Origin of the sequence: Nocardioides sp. S5 (assembly GCF_017310035.1) — a bacterium.
GTDB lineage: Bacteria > Actinomycetota > Actinomycetes > Propionibacteriales > Nocardioidaceae > Nocardioides.
Map to the genome: position 1 here is coordinate 1,183,685 of NZ_CP022296.1, position 21,442 is coordinate 1,205,126.

The following is a 21,442-nucleotide window of genomic DNA, read 5'->3' on the forward strand; positions in this document are numbered from 1 at the left end:
CCCGGTGAGGCTCCTCGACCGGTTGCCGCCGGTCCTGCGCCACGGGCCTGCCTTCTGGCGACGCTCGGTGCAGGCGCGCGTGGTGGTCAGCACCGTGCTGCTGTCCGCCGCAGTCGTCGGCATCGTCGGGTGGTTCCTCATCCAGCAGACCCGCGACGGCCTGCTCGAGAACCGCGTCGACGCGGTCGTGCAGGAGGCCGAGGGCGAGACCGAGGCGGCCCGCGCCGGGCTCGCCGCCCAGCCCGGCCTCGACGTCGACGAGTCCGCGCAGCAGCAGGCGCTGGTCGAGCCGATCCAGGCCCGTGGTGCGACCCGCGGCTTCGCCGTGGTGCTGTCGCCGCCTGTCAGCGAGGGCGTACGCCTCGCGGACGGCGGCGCGAAGTTCACCGAGGGCCTCGACCTCACCAGCGTCCCGGCGAAGCTCGAGGCACGCTTCGACGCTGTCTCGCCGACCGCATGGACCTACACCGACATCCGCACCACGCGCGAGATCCCCGGACTGCCCGAGGGCCCCGGCATCGTGGTGGGCAGCCAGGTCCGGCTCCCGGCCGACGACAACACCTACACGCTCTACTACCTCTACCCCCTCGCCGAGCAGCAGGAGACGCTGGCGCTGGTCTCGCGCGCCATGCTCGTCGCCGGCGTCCCGCTGCTGCTCCTCGTCGCCGGCCTCACCTGGCTGGTGACCCGGCAGGTGGTGACCCCGATCCGGATGGCGCGACGCGTCGCCGAGCGGCTGGCGGCCGGTCACCTGCAGGAGCGGCTGCGGGTGCGGGGCGAGGACGACCTCGCGCGCCTCGCGACGTCCTTCAACCAGATGGCCTCCAACCTCCAGCGCCAGATCCGCCAGCTCGAGGAGCTCAGCCGGCTCCAGCGCCGCTTCGTCTCCGACGTCTCCCACGAGCTGCGTACGCCGATCACGACGGTGCGGATGGCCAGCGACGTCATCCACGACGCGCGGCCCTTCCTCGACCCCGTCACCGCTCGTGCCGCCGAGCTGCTCCAGAAGGAGCTCGACCGCTTCGAGACCTTGCTGGCCGACCTGCTCGAGATCAGCCGCTTCGACGCCGGCGCTGCCGTGCTCGAGGCGGAGGACGTCGATCTCGTCGACGTCGCGCGCCGCGTCGTCGACATGACCTCCGCGCTCGCCGCGCAGCGTGACACCCGTGTCGTGCTGCACGATCCCGGCTCGCCCTGCATCGCCGAGGCGGACGTACGCCGGGTGGAGCGGATCGTGCGCAACCTGGTCACCAACGCGATCGACCACGCCGAGTCGCGCGACGTCGAGATCTTCGTCGGCTCGGACCGGCAGTCGGCGGCCATCGCGGTGCGCGACCACGGCATCGGCCTCGGGCCGGGGGAGTCCGCGATGGTCTTCAACCGCTTCTGGCGCGCCGACCCCGCGCGGGCCCGCACGAGCGGCGGCACCGGGCTGGGCCTGTCGATCTCCCTGGAGGACACCCACCTGCACGACGGGTGGCTCCAGGCGTGGGGCCGTCCGGGCGAGGGCGCGCAGTTCCGCCTCACCCTGCCGCGCCTGCTCGGCACCCAGCTGCGGCACTCACCCCTGCCGCTGGTGCCCGACGACGCCCGGGAGACCGCGTGAGGACCGCGCGGGCCGGGTGCCTGGCCGCGGCCCTCGCCCTGCTGAGCGGCTGCGTGCAGATGCCGACCGACGGCCCGGTCGTCGAGCCCCAGGTCTCCGACGCCGCCGACGACGTGCCCGGCATCTCCTTCGACCCCCGGCCGCCGCAGGCCGGGGACTCGGCGGCCGACATCGTCGCCGGCTTCCTGGAGGCGATGAAGGCCACCCCCATCAGCCCGACCGTCGCGAGCCAGTTCCTCTCCGAGGAGGCCGCCGACTCCTGGGTGCCCGAGCAGCAGATCATCACCTACGCCGAGCTCGGCACCGCCGTGGGCGAGACGTCGGTGCGCATCCCGCTCTCCGAGGTGAACCGCTACGACGACCGCGGCGCGTGGCAGCGCACCCAGGACCAGAGCGTGCTCGGGCTCGGGCTGGCGCTCGAGGACGGCGAGTGGCGCATCGACGAGGTGCCGAACGCCCTCATCGTCCCCGAGTCGTGGTTCGACGACTCCTACCAGCGCGTCTCGCTCTACTTCTTCGATCCCACGGCCCAGGTGCTGGTGCCCGAGCCCGTCTTCGTGCCGAGCGGCGAGCAGTTCGCCTCCTCGCTCGTGCGGGGGCTCGCGGCCCGCCCCGACGACGCCACGCCCGACGTGGTGCAGACCTTCTTCCCGTCCGGGAGCGCGGAGGGCCTCGCCGTCCCGATCAGCAGTGCGGGCATCGCCACCGTGGCCCTCACCGGGGACCCGGACGCCGTGGACGACGAGACGGCACAGCGGATGCTGGCCCAGCTCGTGTGGACGTTGCGCCAGGAGCCGCGCATCCGGGCCGTGGAGCTGAGCATCGGCGGACGCGCGTTGGGCGGGCCGGGCGGCTCGACCCAGGTGAACCTCGACGTGGGCAGCGCCTACGACCCCAACGGCGTACGCCCCAGCGGCGAGCTGTTCGCGCTCGACCGCGGGCTGCTCGTCTCCGGCGCGATCGGCGCCTTCGAACCCACCGCCGGACCGCTCGGCACCGCGGACCTCGGCGTGCGCTCCATCGGCGTTGACCTCACCGGCGCCCGCGTCGCCGGCGTCACCGACGATGGTGCGGACCTGCTGGTCGCGCCGGTCCAGGCGGCGGGGGAGCCGACGAGGCCGGTCGTCGGTGCGGTCGACCTCGCCGCGCCGGGCTGGGACCACCGCGACCGGATCTGGCTGCTGGACCGTGGTGCCGGACGCGCGCGGGTCATCCTGGTGGTCGACGGGTCGGCGAGGGTCGTCGACGTCCCCGGCATCACTGGTCGGTCCGCGAGGTCGCTGCTGGTCTCGCGCGACGGGAGCCGTCTCGTGGCGGTCGTGCGGGGGCCCCGGGCCGACCGGGTGGTCTCGACCCGGGTCCGGCAGGACGCGGCGGGGGTGGTCCTGGGCTTCACCCCGGTGCGCACGCTGCCGCGCCCCACCGAGAGCAGCCCGCGCATCCGGGACATCGGCTGGCGCTCGCCGACCGCGGTCTCGGTGCTCAGCGACATCACCGAGGACCTCTCCGAGGTCCGCACCATCTCCGTCGACGGCGCACCGGGGGAGGTCGCGAGCGGTGGCACCACCCGGTTGCGCGGACCGACCCGCCAGCTGGTCTCCTCGCCGGTCGACGGCAGCGAGGCCTTCGCCCTCGCCGGACGCGCGGTCACCAGCCTGACCCGCCTCGAGCGCTCGGTCCCCGACCTGGCGCGTGGTCTCACGTCGCTGACCTACGTCGGCTGACCCTCCACAGGCCGGACACCGACCGGTTGCCGCGCCGGGTCCGGTGCTGCTCACATGGCCGGGTGATCGATGCGGCCCTCGACCTCTTCCTCGGCAGCCGGTGCGTGGGGTGCGACGTGCCGGGACGGATGCTGTGCCACGACTGCCGCGGCGCGCTGTCGCGCCGGGCCGCACCGGCGTGGCCCTCGCCGGTCCCCGACGGACTGGTGGCCCCGTGGGCGACGGAGGCCTACGACGGTGCGGTCCGTGCCCTGGTCGTGGGCCACAAGGACCGCGGCCAGTGGTCGCACCGCCGGGTCCTGGGCGACCTGCTGGCCACCTCGGTGCGGGCCGCGGCAGCGGACCTCGACCCGGCGGTGCCGCTGGTGCTCGTGCCGGTGCCGTCGCGTCCCGGCGCCGGCCGGCAGCGCGGCTACGAGGCCACCGCCGCGCTGGTCCGCCGGGCCGCGAGGGTGGTGCGGCCGGAGCGGGAAGCGGTGGTCGCGCCGCTGCTCGTGTCGCGCGGAGCCGCCGACCAGGCGGGCCTGGACGCGCGCGGTCGCGCCGCCAACGTGACCGGCTCGATGCACTGCCCGTCGGTCGCGCTGGCCCGTCTCGCCCGCCGCCGCCCCGCGGCGTACGTCGTGGTGTGCGACGACGTGCTGACCACCGGCGCCACCGCCCGCGAGGCGCAGCGCGCGCTGGAGGCGGTCGGTCTGGTGCCCGTCGCCGTGGCCGCGGTGGCGGCGACCCGGCGTACTGCCCGACAGGTGGCCCCCACAGTTGGCCCGGGGACCGCGAGGGGCTAGCGTCTTGTCATGGAGTCCGCCCGGGTCCGTGGTTGCGTCACGGAGAGGGCTGTGCGCTGCACCGTCAGGTGCGTCGGGCGGTCCGTCCCGTGGCAAGCCGATGCCAGTCGCAGGCGAAACGGTCCACGTAAGTCCCCGGGTCCCGCGCTGTCCTGCAGCGCGATGCCCGTCGGACGATCACGGTGCGGCTTAGAAGTAAGTCCTGCCTCGTCCCCGGCGCCAGATGTGCCGGACGGCGGGAGAAGGCCAGTAGTGGCGGAGAAGCTGCGAACGCCTCAGCAGGCGATTGTGGGGTCGAAGACCAGGTCGGCCGGGCGGACTCCATCCCACCCTGCCCCGGCGGTTGCCGCCGCGGCCCATGGAAGGGTGCGGTCCGCTCGCTAGTTGAGGAGGTTCACATGGAGGTTGTGGTCACGGGACGGCACTGCGAGGTGTCCGACAGGTTCCGGGAGCACGTGTCCGAGAAGCTCACCCGTCTGGAGAAGCATGATCACCGGATCATGCGGGTCCAGGTGGAGGTGGAGCTCGAGAAGAACCCCCGGCAGCACGACCGCGCCACCAAGGTCGAGCTCACGGCGTTCTCCAAGGGACCGGTGATCCGCGCAGAGGCGGCGGCGGAGGACAAGATGGGCGCGCTCGACCTGGCCCTCGACAAGATGCAGGCGCAGATGCGCCGCGCCGCCGACCGGCGACGCGTGCACAAGGGGCGCAACGAGCACGTGTCGGTCGGCGAGGCGCTCGCCGGCATGGCGACCGTGGAGGACACGGAGGCCGAGGACGACCAGACGGTCGTGGAGCACAAGGTCGGGCCGATCACCGTGACGGGGGACGGACCGCTGGTGGTGCGCGAGAAGTCGCACCACGCCGCCCCCATGACGCTCGACCAGGCGCTCTACGAGATGGAGCTGGTCGGGCACGACTTCTACCTCTACGTCGACAAGGAGAGCGAGCGCCCTTCGGTGGTCTACCGGCGACGCGGCTACGACTACGGCGTGATATCCCTGGACGTCGACGGGGAGATCGCGGGCTGACTCCACCGCGCTGCGCCACCGCCCCGGTCACGCGCGCATGACATGATGCGCGCGTGACCGAGGCTCAAGGCAGTGAACCCGTCCGCGTGCTGGTGGTCGACGACCAGGAGCTCTTCCGTCGAGGGCTGATCATGCTCCTGAGCGGCGACAGCGACATCGAGGTCGTGGGTGAGGCCGCCGACGGCGTCACCGCGACCGACCTCGCGGTCACCACCGCCCCGGACGTGATCCTGCTCGACGTCCGCATGCCGCGCCGCACCGGCGTCGAGGCCTGCCGCGCGATCAAGGAGGCCGTGCCGTCGGCCAAGATCATCATGCTGACGGTCTCCGACGAGGAGGCCGACCTCTACGAGTCGGTCAAGAACGGTGCGTCGGGATACCTGCTCAAGGACTCGTCCATCGAGGAGGTCGCCCAGGCGGTCCGCGTGGTCAACGAGGGCCAGTCGCTCATCAGCCCGTCGATGGCCGTCAAGCTGATCGACGAGTTCAAGCAGATGTCCAAGCCCGAGCGCGAGCAGGGCCCGGCGCTGAAGCTGACCGAGCGCGAGCTCGAGGTGCTGCGGCTGGTGGCCAAGGGCCTCAACAACCGCGAGGTCGCCAAGGAGCTCTTCATCTCCGAGAACACGGTGAAGAACCACGTGCGCAACATCCTCGAGAAGCTCCAGCTCCACTCCCGCATGGAGGCCGTCATGTACGCCATGCGCGAGAAGCTCCTCGACCTCCCCTAGCCACCGATGGCGTCGCTGACCCGCCTCCAGGCCCGCCGCATCGCCCTGGCGGCGCAGGGCTTCACCGACCGGGCCCACGCGACCCCGACCACGCGCACCTTCGACCGCACCCTGCAGCGCACCGGTGTCCTGCAGGTCGACTCGGTCAACGTGCTCCAGCGCGCCCACTACATGCCGCTCTACTCGCGGATGGGTCCCTACGACACCGGGCTGCTCACCCGGGCCGCCGAACGCCGGCCGCGACGGGTCGTGGAGTACTGGGCGCACGTCCAGGCGCTGATGCCGGTCGACCTGTGGCCGCTGATGCGCCACCGGATGGAGACCTACCGCTCCGAGCGCGGCAAGTGGGGCCTCACCGCCGACGCCGCGCTCGAGCCGCGCGTGCTGGCGGCCGTGCGCGACCGCGGCCCGGTGACCGCGCGCGACCTCGAGCAGGAGTTCAGCACCGGTCCGCGCACCAAGGAGCACTGGGGCTGGAACTGGTCGGAGTCGCGCAAGGTGCTCGACTACCTCTACCTCGTCGGCGACGTGGCGATCGCCGGGCGCACCAGCCAGTTCGAGGTCCTCTACGACCTGCCCGAGCGGGTGCTGCCCGCGGCGGTCCTCGACGCACCCACCCCCGCGCCGCAGGACGCGGTCACCGAGCTCGTCCGCCGTGCCGCGCGCTCCCACGGCGTGGCGAGCGCGCCGTGCCTGGCCGACTACTACCGCCTGCGCCTCCAGCCCGCTCCCGGCGCGCCCAGCGTGCGCACGGCGGTCGAGCAGCTCGTCGAGTCGGGTGAGCTGGAGCCCGTCACGGTCCAGGGCTGGAAGCGTCCGGCGTACCTCCACCGCGATGCCCGCCTGCCGCGGCGGGTGGCCGCTCGGACGCTGCTGAGCCCGTTCGACCCGCTCGTGTGGGAGCGGGCGCGCACCGAGGCGCTGTTCGACTTCTCCTACCGCATCGAGATCTACGTCCCGGCCCAGAAGCGGGTCCACGGCTACTACGTGCTGCCGTTCCTGCTCGGTGACCGACTGGTGGCGCGCGTCGACCTCAAGGCCGACCGGTCCGCCGGCGTCCTGCTGGTCCCCGGCGCGTACGCCGAGGTGGGCGCGCCGTCAGGGACGGCCGAGGAGCTGGCCGTCGAGCTGCGCCGCGTCGCGGGCTGGCTCGGCCTGGACGACGTCGTGGTGGGCGGTCGCGGCGACCTCGCCGGCGAGCTGGCGCACGCATTGCACCGCTCGTGGGAGCGGTAGGTACAGTTACCACTCGTGCCTGCCATCATCGACAAGCTCCTCCGTATCGGCGAGGGCAAGATCCTCCGTGAGCTCGAAGCCGTGTCCAAGGCCGTCAACGCCATCGAGGACGACTTCGTCAAGATGACCGACGACGAGCTCCGCGCGATGACCGGGGAGTTCCGCGAGCGGCTCGCCGCGGGGGAGTCCCTCGACGACCTCATGCCGGAGGCCTTCGCCACCGTCCGCGAGGCCAGCAAGCGCGTGCTCGGCATGCGGCCCTTCGACGTCCAGGTGATGGGCGCAGCGGCGCTCCACCTCGGCAACATCGCCGAGATGAAGACCGGTGAGGGCAAGACCCTCGTCGCGGTGCTCCCGTCCTACCTCAACGCCCTCGCGGGCAAGGGCGTCCACGTCGTCACGGTCAACGACTACCTCGCGCGCTTCCAGTCCGAGCAGATGGGTCGCGTCCACCACTTCCTCGGCCTGACCACCGGCGTGATCCTGCCGTCGATGCGTCCCGCCGAGCGTCGCGAGGCCTACGCCTGCGACATCACCTACGGCACCAACAACGAGCTCGGCTTCGACTACCTGCGCGACAACATGGCCGACACGGTCGAGGAGTGCGTGCAGCGCGGCCACAACTTCGCCATCGTCGACGAGGTCGACTCGATCCTCATCGACGAGGCCCGGACCCCGCTCATCATCAGCGGCCCGACCCAGGACGAGGTCAAGTGGTACGCCGAGTTCGCGAAGATCACGCGCAAGCTCGTCAAGGACACCGACTACGAGGTCGACGAGAAGAAGCGCACCATCTCGGTGCTCGAGCCCGGCATCACCAAGGTCGAGGACCACCTCGGCATCGACAACCTCTACGACTCGGTCAACACGCCGCTCATCTCGTTCCTGAACAACTCCATCAAGGCCAAGGAGCTGTTCCGCAACGACAAGGAGTACGTCGTCATGGACGGCGAGGTGCTCATCGTCGACGAGCACACCGGCCGCATCCTGGCCGGTCGCCGCTACAACGACGGCCTGCACCAGGCGATCGAGGCCAAGGAGGGCGTGACCGTCCGCGAGGAGTACCAGACCCTCGCCACGATCACCCTCCAGAACTACTTCCGCCTCTACGACAAGCTCTCCGGCATGACCGGCACGGCCATGACCGAGGCCTCGGAGTTCGACAAGATCTACGGCCTCGGCGTGGTCCCGATCCCCACGAACCGCCCGATGCAGCGCGTCGACAACGTCGACCTCGTCTACCGCACCGAGGAGGCGAAGTACGAGGCCGTCGCCGACGACATCGCCGAGCGCCACGAGAAGGGTCAGCCGATCCTCATCGGCACGGTGTCGGTCGAGAAGTCCGAGTACCTCTCCGACCTGCTCAAGAAGCGCGGCATCCCGCACACCGTCCTCAACGCCAAGCAGCACGCCGACGAGGCCAAGGTCGTCGCGCTCGCCGGCCACCGGGGCGCGGTCACCGTCGCCACCAACATGGCCGGTCGAGGCACCGACATCATGCTCGGCGGCTCGGTCGACTTCCTCGCCGACCAGGAGCTGCGCAAGCAGGGCCTCGACCCGGTCGAGGACCCCGAGGCGTACGACGCCGCGTGGCCCGCCATGCTCGAGCGCATCAAGGCGCAGGTCGCGGCCGAGCACGACGAGGTCCGTGAGCTCGGCGGCCTCTACGTCGTCGGCACCGAGCGCCACGAGTCGCGCCGCATCGACAACCAGCTGCGCGGTCGCTCCGGGCGTCAGGGCGACCCGGGCGAGTCCCGGTTCTACCTCTCGCTCCAGGACGAGATGATGCGCCTGTTCAAGTCCGAGTGGGTCGACCGCATCCTCACCGTGCTCAAGGTCCCCGACGACGTGCCGATCGACGCCAAGCGCGTCAGCAACGCCATCGCCGGCGCCCAGGGCAACATCGAGTCGCAGAACTTCGAGTCACGCAAGAACGTGCTCAAGTACGACGACGTGATGAGCCGCCAGCGCGAGGTCATCTACGCCGAGCGCCGCCGCGTCCTCGAGGGCGCCGACCTCGGCGAGCAGATCCGCGGCTTCCTCGACGACGTCGTCGCCGGCTACGTCCGCGGCGCGACCGAGGGATACGCGGAGGAGTGGGACCTCGACGCCCTCTTCACCGCGCTCGGCCAGCTCTACCCGGTCAGCCTCACCAAGGACGGCGTCATCAAGGCCGCCGGCGGCCTGGAGAACATCAGCCGCGAGCAGCTCGTGGAGGACCTCCAGAAGGACGTGCAGGAGGCCTACGACCGCCGCGAGGACGAGATGGGCGAGGAGGTCCAGCGCGAGCTCGAGCGCCGCGTGGTCCTCTCGGTCCTCGACCGCAAGTGGCGCGAGCACCTCTACGAGATGGACTACCTCCGCGAGGGCATCTCGCTGCGCGCCTACGCCCAGCGCGACCCGTTGGTGGAGTACCAGCGCGAGGGCTTCGACATGTTCACCGCCATGATGGACGGCATCAAGGAGGAGTCGGTCGGCTACCTCTTCAACCTCCAGGTGGAGGTCGAGGAGGACGCGGACGGGACCGGGGACGCCGGTGGCGACGACGAGGTCGTGCCCGCCGCGCCGCAGGTGTCGGCCGCGACTCCGCAGATCGACTTCGCGCAGGCCGCTGCCCATGCCTCCGCGCCCACCATCCGGGCCAAGGGCCTGGACAAGCCGAGCCGGCCGCAGAACCTGTCCTACAGCGCCCCGTCGGAGGACGGCGAGGCCGAGGTCCACGCCGCTCCCGCGGACGAGGACGACGAGTTCGCCGGGGTCGGCCGCAACTCGCTGTGCCCCTGCGGGTCGGGCCAGAAGTTCAAGCGGTGCCACGGTGCCCCGGGCGGCGCCTCGGGCCGCGCCACGCTGGGCGGCTGAACGCCCGATCGGCCCGGGGCTCAGCCCCAGGCGATCGCCACGCACTGCCAGCGGTCCCGCCTGACCTCGAAGCGGGCGGCGACCGCGCGCGAGCGGCGTCCGTAGCGCACGTGCGCGCTGGCCTCGACCGCGTCGTCGCGGATCAGGGCGGTGCGCACGCCGACGACCACCGGACGCGTCGGGTTGGTCCTGCTGGTCCGTCCCGGCATGGTGCCGGCTGCCTCGGCGACGGTCCGGGCGCGCGCCGACAGGTCCTCGTAGACCTCGGGCGCAGTGTGCCGCAGCACCTGGCTGACCGGCCGGTCCCCGGAGGCGATCTCCACGAGCGCCTGGAGGTAGCGGCCGACGAAGGCGTCGACGTGGCTGCGCTCGGCGCGGGCGAGCGCGACCAGGTCGGAGGCGCGGGTGCTGCGCAGGCGCGGCCGCGGGGGAGCGGTGCGCGGCGTGAGGTCGAGCGCCAGGGCGCCCTGCACGCTGGTGGGGGAGCCAGGAACGTGTGCCGCCGGTCGGAGGAGGATGACCTCGGCGTGGGTGGGGTCCGGTGTGCTCATCATCGATCTCCGTCCTTCGGGGCCCGCGGCTGGTGCCGGTCGGGGTGCTGGGGGCCGGGCAGGCGGAGCGCCTGGCCGGGGTGGATCAGGTCGGGGTCGTCGCCGACGACGTCGCGGTTGGCCTGCCAGATCGCGTGCCAGCGCTCGGGCACGGAGCCGGAGGTGCCGGGCTCCGGGTGGGCGTCGGCGATCGACCACAGGGAGTCGCCGGGGCGCACGACGTAGGTACGCCCGGTGGTGGCCGGGGCAGGCCGGCCTGCGGGCCGCACGTCGGTCCGTGGGACGGTCCCGGCGTCCGGCGCGACGGCGCGCTCCGGCATGGGGAGCCCGGCGAGCAGCGTGGCGACGTCTTCGTCGGCCGCCAGGGCGGGGGTGCCGCTGCCGGCCGCCGCGGCGACGCCGCACGCCAGCAGGACCAGCCGCCGGGTCACGCCGCGCGGGGCAGCGGGGCGTCCGGAGCCGACGACGACCCCGACGACCGTCGCCGTGGTGATCGCCCACAGCCAGGCGAGCGACACCGCCAGGCCGGTCGCGCACACCGCGACCAGCAGGTCGACCTCGGCGCCCGGACGTCCGTCCCGGTCGGCGACCGTCCGCCAGGCGCCGGGAACCGCCGCGGCCGAGGCGAGCGCCACGGCGCTCACCGCCAGCCAGACGGCGACCGGTCGTGCGGCGCGAGCTGTCCCCCGAGACATCGCGAACCTTTCGTTTGCTTGCGTTTGCTTCATTCAACGAAGGTTTGACCGGGTTGTCAAAGGTTTCTCCACAGCCGAGGAGACGGCCTAGGCTCGGGGAATGTCCTGGGAGCACGACCTCTTCGCCCTGTTCGACGACCTGGAGGGGCAGGCCGCCGCCGCCTGGGAGGCCGACCGGGAAGCCGAGCTCGCCGACCGGGCCCGCACCGAGTACGGCGCCGTCACGCTCGTCAGCCGGCTCATGGCCTCCCGCGGGCAGGACGTGGCGCTCGACCTGCCGCACGTGGGCCGCGTCGAGGGACGGTTGGCCCGGGTGGGGGAGGAGTGGTGCCTGCTCGACGGCACGCGGCAGGACTGGATCGTCCCGCTCCGTGCGGTGGCTGCGGTGCACGGGGCCAGCGAGCGCTCGGTGCCCGAGGTCGCCTGGTCGCCGATCGACCGGCTGGGCCTGCGGGCCGCGCTACGTCGCCTCGCCGACGCAGGAGCGCGGTGCGTGGTGCACCTGGCCGACGGCGCCCGTCATGAGGCGTACGTCCACCGGGTCGGCGCCGACTTCCTCGAGGCCCGGGGCCCGGCCGGCAGCGAGCTGCTGGTGCCGTACGCCGGCCTGGTCGCGGTCCAGAGCCGCGACGACTAGGTCCTCAGGCGGGGGATCAGGTGGCCTCGACGTCGTACGGCGGGACCTGCCCCTGGGGCAGCGAGTCCTTGGCCTTCTCCTTCGCGGCCTCGCGGTCGACCTCCGCCATCGCCTCGGTGAGGTGCTTGCGCACGATGGAGCGCGGGTCGAGGTCGCGCAGCTGGAGGTCGGAGTACTCCGGGCCCAGCTCGTTGCGCAGCTCGTCGCGCGCGTTGTGGGCCAGCCCGCGGGCACGGTGCAGGAGCTGGGCCGCCTGTCGGGCGAGGTCGGGCAGGCGGTCGGGCCCCAGCACGACGACCGCCACCAGGGCGATCACGGCCAGCTCGAGGAGCCCCACGTCGAACATGGGTCAGAACCTACTGGTCAGAACCTGTTGGAGGGGGTCAGCCCGAGCTGCAGGCCGGCGAGTCCTCGTCCACGGCCCGACAGCGTCGTGGCGACCCGGGTGAGCTCGCGGGCCGCGGGGGCGGTGGGGTCGGCCTCCACGATCGGCTTGCCGACGTCGCCGCCCTCGCGCAGCGAGATGTCCAGCGGGATCCGGGCCAGCACCGGCACGTCGTAGCCGAAGCGCTCCGAGAGCGTCGCCGCGACCCGGTCGCCGCCGCCGCTGCCGAACACCTCGAGGCGGTGGTCGTCCTCGGCTGGGCAGTGCGGGCAGGGGAGGTAGCTCATGTTCTCCACCACGCCGACGACGCGCTGGTGCATCATCGAGGCCATCGTGCCGGCGCGCTCGGCGACCTCGGCGGCCGCCTCCTGCGGCGTCGTGACCACGACGACCTCGGCGCTCGGCAGGTGCTGGCCCAGCGAGATCGCCACGTCGCCGGTGCCCGGGGGCAGGTCGAGCAGGAGGGCGTCGAGGTCGCCCCAGTAGACGTCGGCGAGCATCTGGACGAGCGCCCGGTCGAGCATCGGGCCGCGCCAGGCGACGACCTGGTCGCGGCGCGGCTTGAGCATGCCGATGGAGATGACCGAGACGCCGCTGGGCGTGGGGACGGGCATGATCAGGTCGTCGACCTGGGTCGGGCGGGCGTCGGCGATGCCCAGCATCGCGGGCACGGAGTGGCCGTAGATGTCGGCGTCGACGATGCCGACGCGCAGGCCCTGGGCGGCGAGCGCGAGGGCGAGGTTGACCGTGACCGACGACTTGCCGACACCGCCCTTGCCGCTGGCGATGGCGTAGACCTTGGTGAGGGAGCCGGCCTGGGCGAAGGGGATCTCGCGCTGGGCGCGGCCGTCGCTGAGGATCTCCTTGAGCCCGGCGCGCTGCTCGGCGGTCATCACCCCGAGGGTGAGCTCGACCGAGGTGACGCCGGCGACGCCGGAGACGGCGGCGGTGACGTCGCGGTTGATGGTGTCCTTGAGCGGGCACCCGGCGACGGTGAGGAGCACGTGGACCGCCACGGAGCCGTCCTCGGCGACCGCGACGGTGTCCACCATCCCCAGGTCGGTGATCGGCCGCTTGATCTCCGGGTCGTTGACGGTCGCCAGTGCGTCCATCACCTGCTGCTGCGTGGGGGTGCTCATGATGCCGAAGTCTACGAGCCGCCCCGCGAGCTCACTGTCCCGGCCGCTGCACCCGGTCCGGAGGGGCCTGCGCGCTGTCGTCCGGACCGCGCGTCGAGAGGTCCTCGATGTCGCCCAGCAGGCCGCGCAGCTCGGAGCGGAGGAAGTCGCGGGTGGCCACCTCGCCGACCGCCATCCGCAGCGAGGCGACCTCGCGGGCGAGGAACTCCATGTCGGCGTGGGCGCGGGCGTTGGCCTGCCGGTCCTGCTCGGCGACCACCTTGTCGCGCTGCTCCTGGCGGTTCTGCGCGAGCAGGATCAGGGGCGCGGCGTACGACGCCTGCAGGCTCAGCATGAGGGTGAGGAAGATGAAGGGGAACTCGTCGAAGCGCAGGTCGGCCGGCGCGAGGGTGTTCCACGCCATCCAGACGATCACGAAGAGCGTCATGTACATCAGGAACTTCGCCGTGCCCATGAAGCGGGCGAACTGCTCGGCGAACGAGCCGAACGCGTCGGAGTCGTAGGAGGGGCGGCGCACGAGGTGGCGACGGGTGTCGCGCGGGGTGTCGAGCCGGGTGCGGCGGTTGTCGCTCATCGCCCACCCCCTCCGCTGCCCGGGCCGGCGATCGGGCCCGGTCGCGGGGCTCGGTCGCGCCAGCCCTCGGGGAGCATGTGGTCGAGCAGGTCGTCGACGGTGACCGCGCCGATGAGGCGGCCCTCGTCGTCCACGACGGGCGCGGCGACGAGGTTGTAGGTCGCGAGGTGGGCGGCCACCTCGTCCATGGAGGCGTCGGCGCGCAGCGGGTCCATGGAGTCGTCGAGGGCGGCGGCGACCAGAGTCGACGGGGGCTCGCGCAGCAGGCGCTGGATGTGAGCGGCACCGAGCAGGCGACCGGTGGGGGTCTCGAGCGGCTGGCGGCAGATGTAGACGAGCGCCGCGAGCGACGGGGTGAGCTCGGGGTTGCGCACGTGGGCGAGCGCGTCGGCGATGGTGGCGTCGGGGGAGAGGATCACCGGCTCGGGCGTCATCATCGCGCCGGCGGTGTTGTCGGCGTACGACATGAGGCGCCGCACGTCCTCGGCCTCGTCGGGCTCCATCAGCCCGAGCAGCGTGGCCGCGGTCTCCGGGTTGAGGTCGGCGATGAGGTCGGCGGCGTCGTCGGCCGACATCTCCTCCAGCACGTCGGCGGCGCGCTCGGAGTCGAGGTGCTCGAGGATCTCGACCTGGTCCTCCTCCGGCAGCTCCTCCAGCACGTCGGCGAGGCGCTCGTCGTCGAGGGCCGCCACGACGGCCGTACGCCGCTCCGGGGGGAGGTCGTGGATCATGTTGGCCGCGTCGGCGGGGCGCATGTCGTTGAGCGCGGCGATCAGGTGCGTCGCGCCCTGCGCCGGCTCGTGGCGGGTGAGGCCGGTGACGTCGCGCCACTCGGCGACGTGGGTCTGCCCGCGCCGGCGGAATCCCTTGCTGGGCTCCTGCACCGCCACGCGCGAGAGCACCCAGTCGCGGTTGCGGGCCTGCTCCATCGCCACGTCGAAGACGACGCCGGTGACGCCGGTCCCGCCCGAGGGGTCCTTGATGGTGACCGTCCGGTCGAGCATCTGCCCCATCACGAGCGTCTCGGTCGAGCGCTGCTCGAAGCGGCGCATGTTGAGCAGCCCGGTGGTGTGGACCTGACCGCTGTCGATGGCGGTGACCCGGGTCATCGGGACGAAGATCCGGCGGCGGCCGAAGACCTCGGCGACCATGCCGAGGACGCGCGGCTGGCTCGTCTCGGTGCGGAGCGCGACGACCAGGTCGCGCACCTTGGCCACCTGGTCGCCCTGGGGGTCGAAGATCGGCAGCCCGACGAGCCGGGCCACGAAGACGCGGGTCGGGGTGGTGCTCACGTCCGCAACCGTAGCGTGCGTGGGGCTCGCGGAGTCCGGGCCACACCCGGGCACAGGTGTTACCCTTTGATCGCTTTAGTCACTTCTGTCACATCGATCGGGGCCGGTCTGACGCGGTCAGTGGCCTGGTCGGTACACCTCGACGACGCCACTTCCCCGACGACTGTGAGGCTCCCAGCATGTTCGGCACGACCGCTCCCCAGCGCACCACGCGCCCCGTACGACGCCTCTGCGCCGTCGCGCTGACGCTGGCCACCGGCCTCCTCCTCAGCCCGTCGGCGCCCGCCTCGGCGGCAGCAGTCTCCGACGAGGCGGTCCAGACGACGCCCGCCACCTCGTTCCGCGTCGGCACCTTCAACGTCCTCGGCGCCGACCACACCGCTCCCGGCGGCAAGCGCAAGGGCTGGGACTCCGGCGTCGTGCGCATGGACCGCGTGGTGAGCATCCTCGACGAGCGCGACCTCGACGTGGTCGGCTTCCAGGAGTTCCAGCCGCCGCAGGCCGCACGCTTCGCCGAGCTCAAGGGCGCCTCGTGGCAGACCTACCCGGGTCTCGACAACCCTGCTGGCCCCTCGGTCAACTCGATCGGCTGGGACACCTCGGTCTGGCAGCTCCTCGAGGCCCGCACGCTGCCGATCCCCTACTTCGACGGCGTGCCCAGCCGGATGCCCGCCGTGCTGCTGCAGAACCAGGACACCGGTCGCCGCGTGTGGTTCTTCAACACCCACAACCCCGCCGACGTGCGCGGGCCCGCCCAGCAGTGGCGTGACGCCGGCTTCGCGATGGAGGTCGCGCTCGCCAACGAGCTGCGCACCACCCACCCCGACGCGGCCTTCATCTCGCTCGGCGACAAGAACGACCGGGCACGCTACTACTGCTCCGTGGCACCGGGCGCCGACCTGTGGTCCGCGAGCGGCGGCTACGTCGACGGCTCGACCTGCTCGGCCCCCACGAACGGTGCGATCGACTGGATCATGGGGTCCAAGGACGTCTTCTTCAACGGCTACACCCGCTACTGGAACGACTACGTCGCGCGCACCAGCGACCACCCCCTCTACGACGCCAACGTCGTCGTGCCGGCGTCCGCGCCCCCGGTGATCGACCACGTCGTGGTCGTCGCGGTGCCGGGCCTGACCTCGACCGTCGTCAACGGCTTCGGCGCCGACCTCGCCGAGATCGGCCGCCTGACCCAGAACGGTGCCTCGACCACCAACGCGCGGACCGTGGTGGAGAACACCGGCCCGGACGCGAACCTGGCCTCGCTGCTGAGCGGACGACGGGTGTTCCCCAAGCGCGGGGGGCACGGTGTCGGCCAGAAGAAGGCGCTCCCCTCGACCGTGCACGCCTCGGCCGGGCAGTACGTCTCCAGCATCTTCGACCTCACCCACAACACCTCGCACCGCACGACCTTCGTCGCCTCGCGCCCGCAGACCGAGCTGCTCCGCCGGAGCTGGAACCGGAAGTCGGGCGGCAAGGACCCCTACGGCAAGGACGACGGCACCGCCAAGATCGACTCCTTCAAGGTCAAGCGCGACGACGCCGCCGCGGTCGGCTGGTGGCGCGAGAAGATCGCGCGCCGGGCCAGCCACCTCAGCGTCATCGAGCTCTCGGGGGTCACGAAGGCCGGCCAGGCCGACGGCTACACCGGCCCGGAGTACCAGAAGGCGGTGCGCAAGACGTTCCAGCGCATCGCTGCCATCCGTCGCAGCATCGAGAAGCAGTCGGTGATGAACGGCACCACCCTGCTCGTCGTCACCGGCACGGGTGGCGCGCAGCGCACCAAGGGGTCGTCGACCACCTGGAAGCAGAGCTACCGCGTACCGATGTGGGTCACCGGCCCCGGCGTGGCGCCGGGCAGTGACCTGTACGCCCTCAACCCGGCGCTCACGTCGCCCGGCAAGCAGCAACCGGGCTACTCCGGGACCCAGCCGGTCCGGGTCGGCGACGTCGCCAACCTGGTCACCCGCTCGCTCGGCCTGCCGCCGGTGCCGGGGTCGACGATGGACCCCCTCCAGCTGTTCTCCGCCTTCGACCCGTTGGCGGTGCCGGGGTCCTGATCGTCGGTTAGGCTGGCCTCACGAGCCGGTCCCGCCCTGCGTCGAGGTCTGCCGCGAACCTCCGGCTCCCGTTCTCGCAGAAGGTGGCCGTGAAGCACAAGGATCCCTCCCCGAGCGTGCCCGGCCGTCCCCGGCCGCGTGCGCAGGTGTGGGCACCCGTGCTCGTGCTCCTGCTCGTCCCGGCGGTGGTCTGGGCCTCGTTCTTCTCCGGCCCCGGCCCGGTCGGCCCGTCGGCCGACCCGGCGAGCTCGGAGACTGCCGACGCACCCGGTTCTGCACCCTCGGAACCGGACGCGGACGAGGACGCTGGCCGCTCCGACGGCGGAGCCGGTGACGGGCGCGGGGACGGCGACCAGGCCGAGCCCGGCTCGGCCGACGGCGCCTCGGCCGAGGCCGCGCTCAACCGGTCGGTCAAGCGCTTCCGCGCCGCCCAGCGCCGCCTGGCCAAGCGCGTGTCCGAGCAGCTGGAGGCGCGCACCCAGCCCGTGTCCTTCCGGGTCGCGAGCTTCAACGTCCTCGGCGACTCGCACACCGGCCCGGGGGGCAACAAGCCCGCCTCCTACCCCGACGCGGGCCCGCGCATGGACATGGCGATCTCGATGCTGCGCGGCAACGGCATCGACGTGGTGGGCTTCCAGGAGTTCGAGTCCACCCAGCACAACATGTTCACCGCCCGCGCGGGCGAGTACTCGCTCTACCCCGGCCTCTCGCTCGGCACGAAGTCGGTGCGCTTCAACATCGCCTGGCGCTCGAGCATGTTCCGCCTCGTCGAGGCACACACTCTGCCGATCCCGTACGCCGGTGGCAGCCGGATCGAGATGCCGGTCGTGCTGCTGGAGTCGACCACCACGGGCCGTCGCGCCTGGTTCGCCAACTTCCACAACCCGGCCGACACCCCCAACCTCGGCAACAACGCCCGCTGGCGCTCGATGGCGGCCGGCATGGAGATCGCCCACCTGACGTCGCTGCACGCCGAGGACGGCACCCCTGTCATCGTCACCGGCGACTTCAACGAACGCGCGGAGATCTTCTGCCGCTTCACAGCCGGCGGAGTCTTCTCCTCGGCGTCCGGCGGCAGCACGGGTGCCGGCTGCGCGCCGCCGGCGAGCATGCAGGTGGACTGGGTCTTCGGCTCCACCGGGGTCGCGTTCGACGGCTACGCCGTCACCGACGCCGGGCGCGCGTCCGACCACGCCATGGTCCACTCCGGGGCCACGCTGACCGAGGGCCAGTGACCGGTCGCGGCCTCGATATACTCCGCCGCGTGAAGTCACTGGGCCAGCTGCGGCGTGCCGGCGCGCTGGACGTGCACCGCATCGACAACGAGGGGCTGCTCCTCGCCAGCCCCCGCGAGCAGCTGGTCGACGTCGCCTTCGACGGCCGGCGGATCTGGTCGTTCTGGTTGCACCGCGACGGTGAGCCCCGCGAGGAGGGACACCTCGTGCGGTGGCCCAAGCCGCTGCGTCCCTACATCGACGGCACCACCGACCTCACCCTCACCGACCCCGGCAGCGGCGCAGTGCTCCACGCCGCGACCGTCCACCTCGGCGAGAAGCAGGGGCGCATCGAGGTCGTCAACCCGGCGGGGCGGCCGCTGGCCCTCGACAAGTCGCTCAAGCTGGTCGAGACGTTCGACCTGCGCGACGCCGCCCACGTCGAGCCGCTGCTCGACGCCATCGAGGAGGTCCTCGGCGCACTGCGCGAGGTCGGGCTCGACGCGTTCCTGGCCTACGGCACGGCCCTGGGCGCGATCCGTGACGGCGGGCTGATCGGCCACGACAGCGACGCCGACCTCGGCTACGTCAGCACCTACGACCACCCGGTCGACGTCATCCGCGAGTCCTTCCGGATCCAGCGTGCGCTCACCGACATGGGTTACCGCGTCACGCGCTACAGCGCCATCGCGCTCAAGGTGCACGTGCGCGAGAGCGACGGGCTCGACCGGGGCCTGGACGTCTTCGGCGGCTTCATGCGCGACGGCACCCTCTACCTCATGGGCGAGATCGCCGTCCCGTTCCGGCGCGACTGGATCTACCCCCTCGGCACCGCCTCGCTGGAGGGCCGCGAGTTCCCGGTCCCGGCCAACACCGACAAGTTCCTCACCGCGACCTACGGGCCGAGCTGGCGCGTGCCGGACCCGGCCTACAAGTTCACCACCCCGGCCAGCACGATCGAGCTGTTCAACGGCTGGTTCCGCGGGATGCGCACCGGGCGCGCGGGGTGGCACGGCTACCACAAGCGCACCATCCACCAGCAGCCGTCGGTCTCCGCCGTCGCCCGCGAGGTCGCCGAGCGCCACCCCGACCTGGCGACGTACGTCGACATCGGCTGCGGCCGCGGCGCGGACGTGGCCTTCTTCGCCGACCGCGGCACCCGCGCGATCGGTCTGGACTTCCAGCCCTTCGCCTACGAGGCCGAGGCGCAGCGTCGCGCCGACGACCCGCGGGTGAGCTTCCAGCTCTTCAACCTGCTCGAGCTGCGCCACGTCCTCGCGGTGTCGGCGTGGGTCGCGCGGACCCCCGGCCCGCGTGCCGTGGGCTGCGTCCACGTCATCGAGCGGCTCGGGCACCGGGGCCGGCTCAACATGCTCCGCTCGGCGCGGATGATGGTCGCCGGCACGACCGGGACGCTGCACCTGCAGTTCCTCAGCGACAAGGGCCGCGACGGCTACGCTCGGCGTACGGGCGCGCGCAAGCCCCTCGACCCTGCGGTCGTGGCCGCCGAGGTGGCCGAGTCGGGCGGCCGGATCCTCCACGAGGTGCGTGAGCGCGTCTCGGCGGATCCCGGGAGCTCGCAGGTGTGCCGCATGATCATCGACTGGAACGTGTGAGGGAGCAGGGATGTTCGGACTGAAGAAGCGGCAGGGAACCCAGGGGGGTGACCTCGAGCGACGCGTCGCCGCTCTCGAGGAGGCCGTGCAGGAGAACCGGGCCCTCAACGTGCGCCTCGCCGAGCTCACCGACGTCGTCTCCGAGCTCCTCCTCCCGGTCGCCGCCCGCGACGAGAAGAGGCTGGAGGAGCTGCTCGGGAAGTACCGCGGGGACTTCTCTTGAGCCCAGGCCCGGGCGCCGGCCGTCCGCGCCGGGTCTTCCTGCACATCGGCCTGCCGAAGACCGGGACGACCTACCTCCAGCAGGTCGTCTGGGCCAACCGCGACCGGCTGCGGTCCCACGGTCTCCTCGTTCCCGGCTTCGGGCACCGCGAGCACCTCTGGGCAGCGCTCGACCTGCAGGAGCGCCCGCGGCTGGCCAAGCGGCACAAGAACGCGCCGGGCGCTTGGCAGCGGCTGGTCGACGAGGCCACGGCGTACGACGGTGACGTGCTGCTGACGCACGAGTTCCTCTGCGGCGCCACCGCGGAGCAGGCCTCCCGCGCGGTGGGGGCCTTCCCCGACGCCGAGGTCCACCTCCTCGTCACCGCCCGCGACGCCGCCAGCGTGGTCTCGGCCGGGTGGCAGGAGTCGGTGAAGAACGGCAGCAGCGTCGGCCTCGACGACGTGATGGCCGGCCGGCCCGCCGGTGGGCCCGAGTTCAGCATGCGCACCTGGGACCTCGCCGGGGTCCTCGAGCGGTGGACCCCGGACCTGCCGGGGGAGCGGGTCCACGTGCTGGTGATGCCGGGCCGCGGGCAGGCGCCCGACCTGCACTGGCGCCACTTCGCCCAGGTGCTGGGCCTGGACCCCGACGCCTACGACGTGCCGACCGAGTCGGTGAACCCGGCGCTGGGCATCGTGCAGATCGAGACGCTGCGCCTGGTGAACCAGCACCTGCCGGCGTACTCCGCCCACGACCGCGGTGTGTGGATCCGCGGCTACCTCGCCGAGGACCTCCTGGCGCGGCAGCCGCGCGAGCGCGGCGGGCTGCCCGAGCACCACCGTGCCCGCTTCGCCGAGCTGGACCGCGCCGCCGCCGACCTGATCGCCGCGCGGGGCTTCGACGTGCTCGGGGACCTCCCCTCCCTGGGGGTGGGGGAGCGCGCTGACGAGGACGGGAGGAGTGCCGGTCGTGAGCCCGCGACCGTCACGGCCGACGAGCTGCTCGAATCGGCCGCCCGCCTGGTCGCTGATATCGTGGCCGACGTCCGCGCGAGCACGGGTGACGTGCCGCCGCGGTCCCGGGGGAATCACTGACCCGGGTGCCA

Annotated in this window: 19 protein-coding genes; 13 read left to right on the top strand and 6 right to left on the bottom strand. The window is 72.4% G+C overall.

What is annotated here, in order from left to right; translation table 11 throughout:
* Positions 1-4: 4 nt before the first annotated feature.
* The 7 genes from mtrB (at position 5) to secA (ending at position 9,972) form a co-directional block, all read left to right on the top strand.
* Positions 5-1,606: an MtrAB system histidine kinase MtrB gene (gene mtrB, locus CFI00_RS05835; protein ID WP_207084310.1), complete on the top strand. Its 1,602-nt coding sequence runs from the start codon at positions 5-7 to the stop codon at positions 1,604-1,606.
* On the top strand, positions 1,603-3,330 hold the full coding sequence (locus CFI00_RS05840; protein WP_207084311.1) for an LpqB family beta-propeller domain-containing protein: 1,728 nt from the start codon (positions 1,603-1,605) through the stop codon (positions 3,328-3,330). The genes mtrB and CFI00_RS05840 overlap by 4 nt, the downstream gene beginning before the upstream one ends.
* Before the next feature lie 62 nt (positions 3,331-3,392).
* Entirely contained in the window at positions 3,393-4,118 is a 726-nt protein-coding gene (locus CFI00_RS05845) for a ComF family protein (protein WP_242532708.1), read from the top strand.
* 398 nt (positions 4,119-4,516) lie between these two features.
* Complete coding sequence (gene raiA, locus CFI00_RS05850; RefSeq protein ID WP_207084313.1) at positions 4,517-5,149, top strand: ribosome-associated translation inhibitor RaiA; 633 nt, start codon at positions 4,517-4,519, stop codon at positions 5,147-5,149.
* Positions 5,150-5,202: 53 nt separating this feature from the next.
* Positions 5,203-5,877 (top strand): response regulator transcription factor, encoded by a 675-nt coding sequence (locus CFI00_RS05855; protein ID WP_224275447.1) that lies wholly within the window; start codon positions 5,203-5,205, stop codon positions 5,875-5,877.
* Between the two features lie 6 nt (positions 5,878-5,883).
* A complete protein-coding gene (locus CFI00_RS05860) occupies positions 5,884-7,113 on the top strand; it encodes a crosslink repair DNA glycosylase YcaQ family protein (protein ID WP_207084314.1) in 1,230 nt (409 codons plus the stop codon).
* A 15-nt stretch (positions 7,114-7,128) separates the two neighbouring features.
* On the top strand, positions 7,129-9,972 hold the full coding sequence (gene secA / locus CFI00_RS05865; RefSeq protein ID WP_207084315.1) for a preprotein translocase subunit SecA: 2,844 nt from the start codon (positions 7,129-7,131) through the stop codon (positions 9,970-9,972).
* A 20-nt stretch (positions 9,973-9,992) separates the two neighbouring features.
* Here secA and CFI00_RS05870 read toward each other — a convergent pair whose 3' ends face one another.
* Together CFI00_RS05870 and CFI00_RS05875 are read right to left on the bottom strand one after the other, a co-directional pair.
* On the bottom strand, positions 9,993-10,526 hold the full coding sequence (locus CFI00_RS05870; RefSeq protein ID WP_207084316.1) for an Rv3235 family protein: 534 nt from the start codon (positions 10,524-10,526) through the stop codon (positions 9,993-9,995).
* Positions 10,523-11,218, bottom strand: coding sequence for a LysM peptidoglycan-binding domain-containing protein (locus CFI00_RS05875; RefSeq protein ID WP_207084317.1), 696 nt, complete (start codon positions 11,216-11,218; stop codon positions 10,523-10,525). The genes CFI00_RS05870 and CFI00_RS05875 overlap by 4 nt, the downstream gene beginning before the upstream one ends.
* A gap of 100 nt (positions 11,219-11,318) precedes the next feature.
* Here CFI00_RS05875 and CFI00_RS05880 point away from each other — a divergent pair, with 100 nt between their 5' ends.
* Complete coding sequence (locus tag CFI00_RS05880) at positions 11,319-11,855, top strand: hypothetical protein (protein WP_207084318.1); 537 nt, start codon at positions 11,319-11,321, stop codon at positions 11,853-11,855.
* Between the two features lie 16 nt (positions 11,856-11,871).
* On the opposite strand, the gene CFI00_RS05885 is transcribed toward CFI00_RS05880, so the two are convergent.
* Genes CFI00_RS05885 through CFI00_RS05900 form a run of 4 tightly spaced genes read right to left on the bottom strand, consistent with a single transcriptional unit; the run spans position 11,872 to position 15,245 of the window.
* Entirely contained in the window at positions 11,872-12,201 is a 330-nt protein-coding gene (locus CFI00_RS05885; RefSeq protein ID WP_207084319.1) for a sec-independent translocase, read from the bottom strand.
* Between the two features lie 17 nt (positions 12,202-12,218).
* A complete protein-coding gene (locus CFI00_RS05890; protein WP_207084320.1) occupies positions 12,219-13,379 on the bottom strand; it encodes an Mrp/NBP35 family ATP-binding protein in 1,161 nt (386 codons plus the stop codon).
* Positions 13,380-13,410: 31 nt separating this feature from the next.
* On the bottom strand, positions 13,411-13,953 hold the full coding sequence (locus CFI00_RS05895) for a DUF1003 domain-containing protein (protein ID WP_207084321.1): 543 nt from the start codon (positions 13,951-13,953) through the stop codon (positions 13,411-13,413).
* Complete coding sequence (locus CFI00_RS05900) at positions 13,950-15,245, bottom strand: CBS domain-containing protein (protein ID WP_207084322.1); 1,296 nt, start codon at positions 15,243-15,245, stop codon at positions 13,950-13,952. Before CFI00_RS05900 ends, CFI00_RS05895 begins: the two co-directional genes overlap by 4 nt.
* A gap of 179 nt (positions 15,246-15,424) precedes the next feature.
* Here CFI00_RS05900 and CFI00_RS05905 point away from each other — a divergent pair, with 179 nt between their 5' ends.
* The 5 genes from CFI00_RS05905 to CFI00_RS05925 all read left to right on the top strand — a co-directional run bounded on the left by CFI00_RS05905 (position 15,425) and on the right by CFI00_RS05925 (position 21,431).
* On the top strand, positions 15,425-17,302 hold the full coding sequence (locus tag CFI00_RS05905; protein WP_207084323.1) for a hypothetical protein: 1,878 nt from the start codon (positions 15,425-15,427) through the stop codon (positions 17,300-17,302).
* 89 nt (positions 17,303-17,391) lie between these two features.
* Complete coding sequence (locus CFI00_RS05910; RefSeq protein ID WP_207084324.1) at positions 17,392-18,537, top strand: endonuclease/exonuclease/phosphatase family protein; 1,146 nt, start codon at positions 17,392-17,394, stop codon at positions 18,535-18,537.
* A 29-nt stretch (positions 18,538-18,566) separates the two neighbouring features.
* Entirely contained in the window at positions 18,567-20,132 is a 1,566-nt protein-coding gene (locus tag CFI00_RS05915) for a hypothetical protein (RefSeq protein WP_207084325.1), read from the top strand.
* A 10-nt stretch (positions 20,133-20,142) separates the two neighbouring features.
* Entirely contained in the window at positions 20,143-20,355 is a 213-nt protein-coding gene (locus tag CFI00_RS05920; RefSeq protein ID WP_207084326.1) for a DUF6752 domain-containing protein, read from the top strand.
* Positions 20,352-21,431 carry a hypothetical protein gene (locus CFI00_RS05925; protein WP_207084327.1) on the top strand — a complete coding sequence of 360 codons (1,080 nt, stop codon included), beginning with the start codon at positions 20,352-20,354 and terminating at the stop codon, positions 21,429-21,431. The genes CFI00_RS05920 and CFI00_RS05925 overlap by 4 nt, the downstream gene beginning before the upstream one ends.
* The last annotated feature ends 11 nt before the right edge of the window (positions 21,432-21,442 follow it).

Coding starts and splice junctions, on each gene's coding strand:
- raiA (WP_207084313.1), top strand. CDS start 4,517: ATGGAGGTTGTGGTCACGGGACGGCACTGCGAGGTGTCCGACAGGTTC.
- CFI00_RS05860 (WP_207084314.1), top strand. CDS start 5,884: ATGGCGTCGCTGACCCGCCTCCAGGCCCGCCGCATCGCCCTGGCGGCG.
- CFI00_RS05870 (WP_207084316.1), bottom strand. CDS start 10,526: ATGATGAGCACACCGGACCCCACCCACGCCGAGGTCATCCTCCTCCGA.
- CFI00_RS05875 (WP_207084317.1), bottom strand. CDS start 11,218: ATGTCTCGGGGGACAGCTCGCGCCGCACGACCGGTCGCCGTCTGGCTG.
- CFI00_RS05880 (WP_207084318.1), top strand. CDS start 11,319: ATGTCCTGGGAGCACGACCTCTTCGCCCTGTTCGACGACCTGGAGGGG.
- CFI00_RS05885 (WP_207084319.1), bottom strand. CDS start 12,201: ATGTTCGACGTGGGGCTCCTCGAGCTGGCCGTGATCGCCCTGGTGGCG.
- CFI00_RS05890 (WP_207084320.1), bottom strand. CDS start 13,379: ATGAGCACCCCCACGCAGCAGCAGGTGATGGACGCACTGGCGACCGTC.
- CFI00_RS05895 (WP_207084321.1), bottom strand. CDS start 13,953: ATGAGCGACAACCGCCGCACCCGGCTCGACACCCCGCGCGACACCCGT.
- CFI00_RS05905 (WP_207084323.1), top strand. CDS start 15,425: ATGTTCGGCACGACCGCTCCCCAGCGCACCACGCGCCCCGTACGACGC.
- CFI00_RS05920 (WP_207084326.1), top strand. CDS start 20,143: ATGTTCGGACTGAAGAAGCGGCAGGGAACCCAGGGGGGTGACCTCGAG.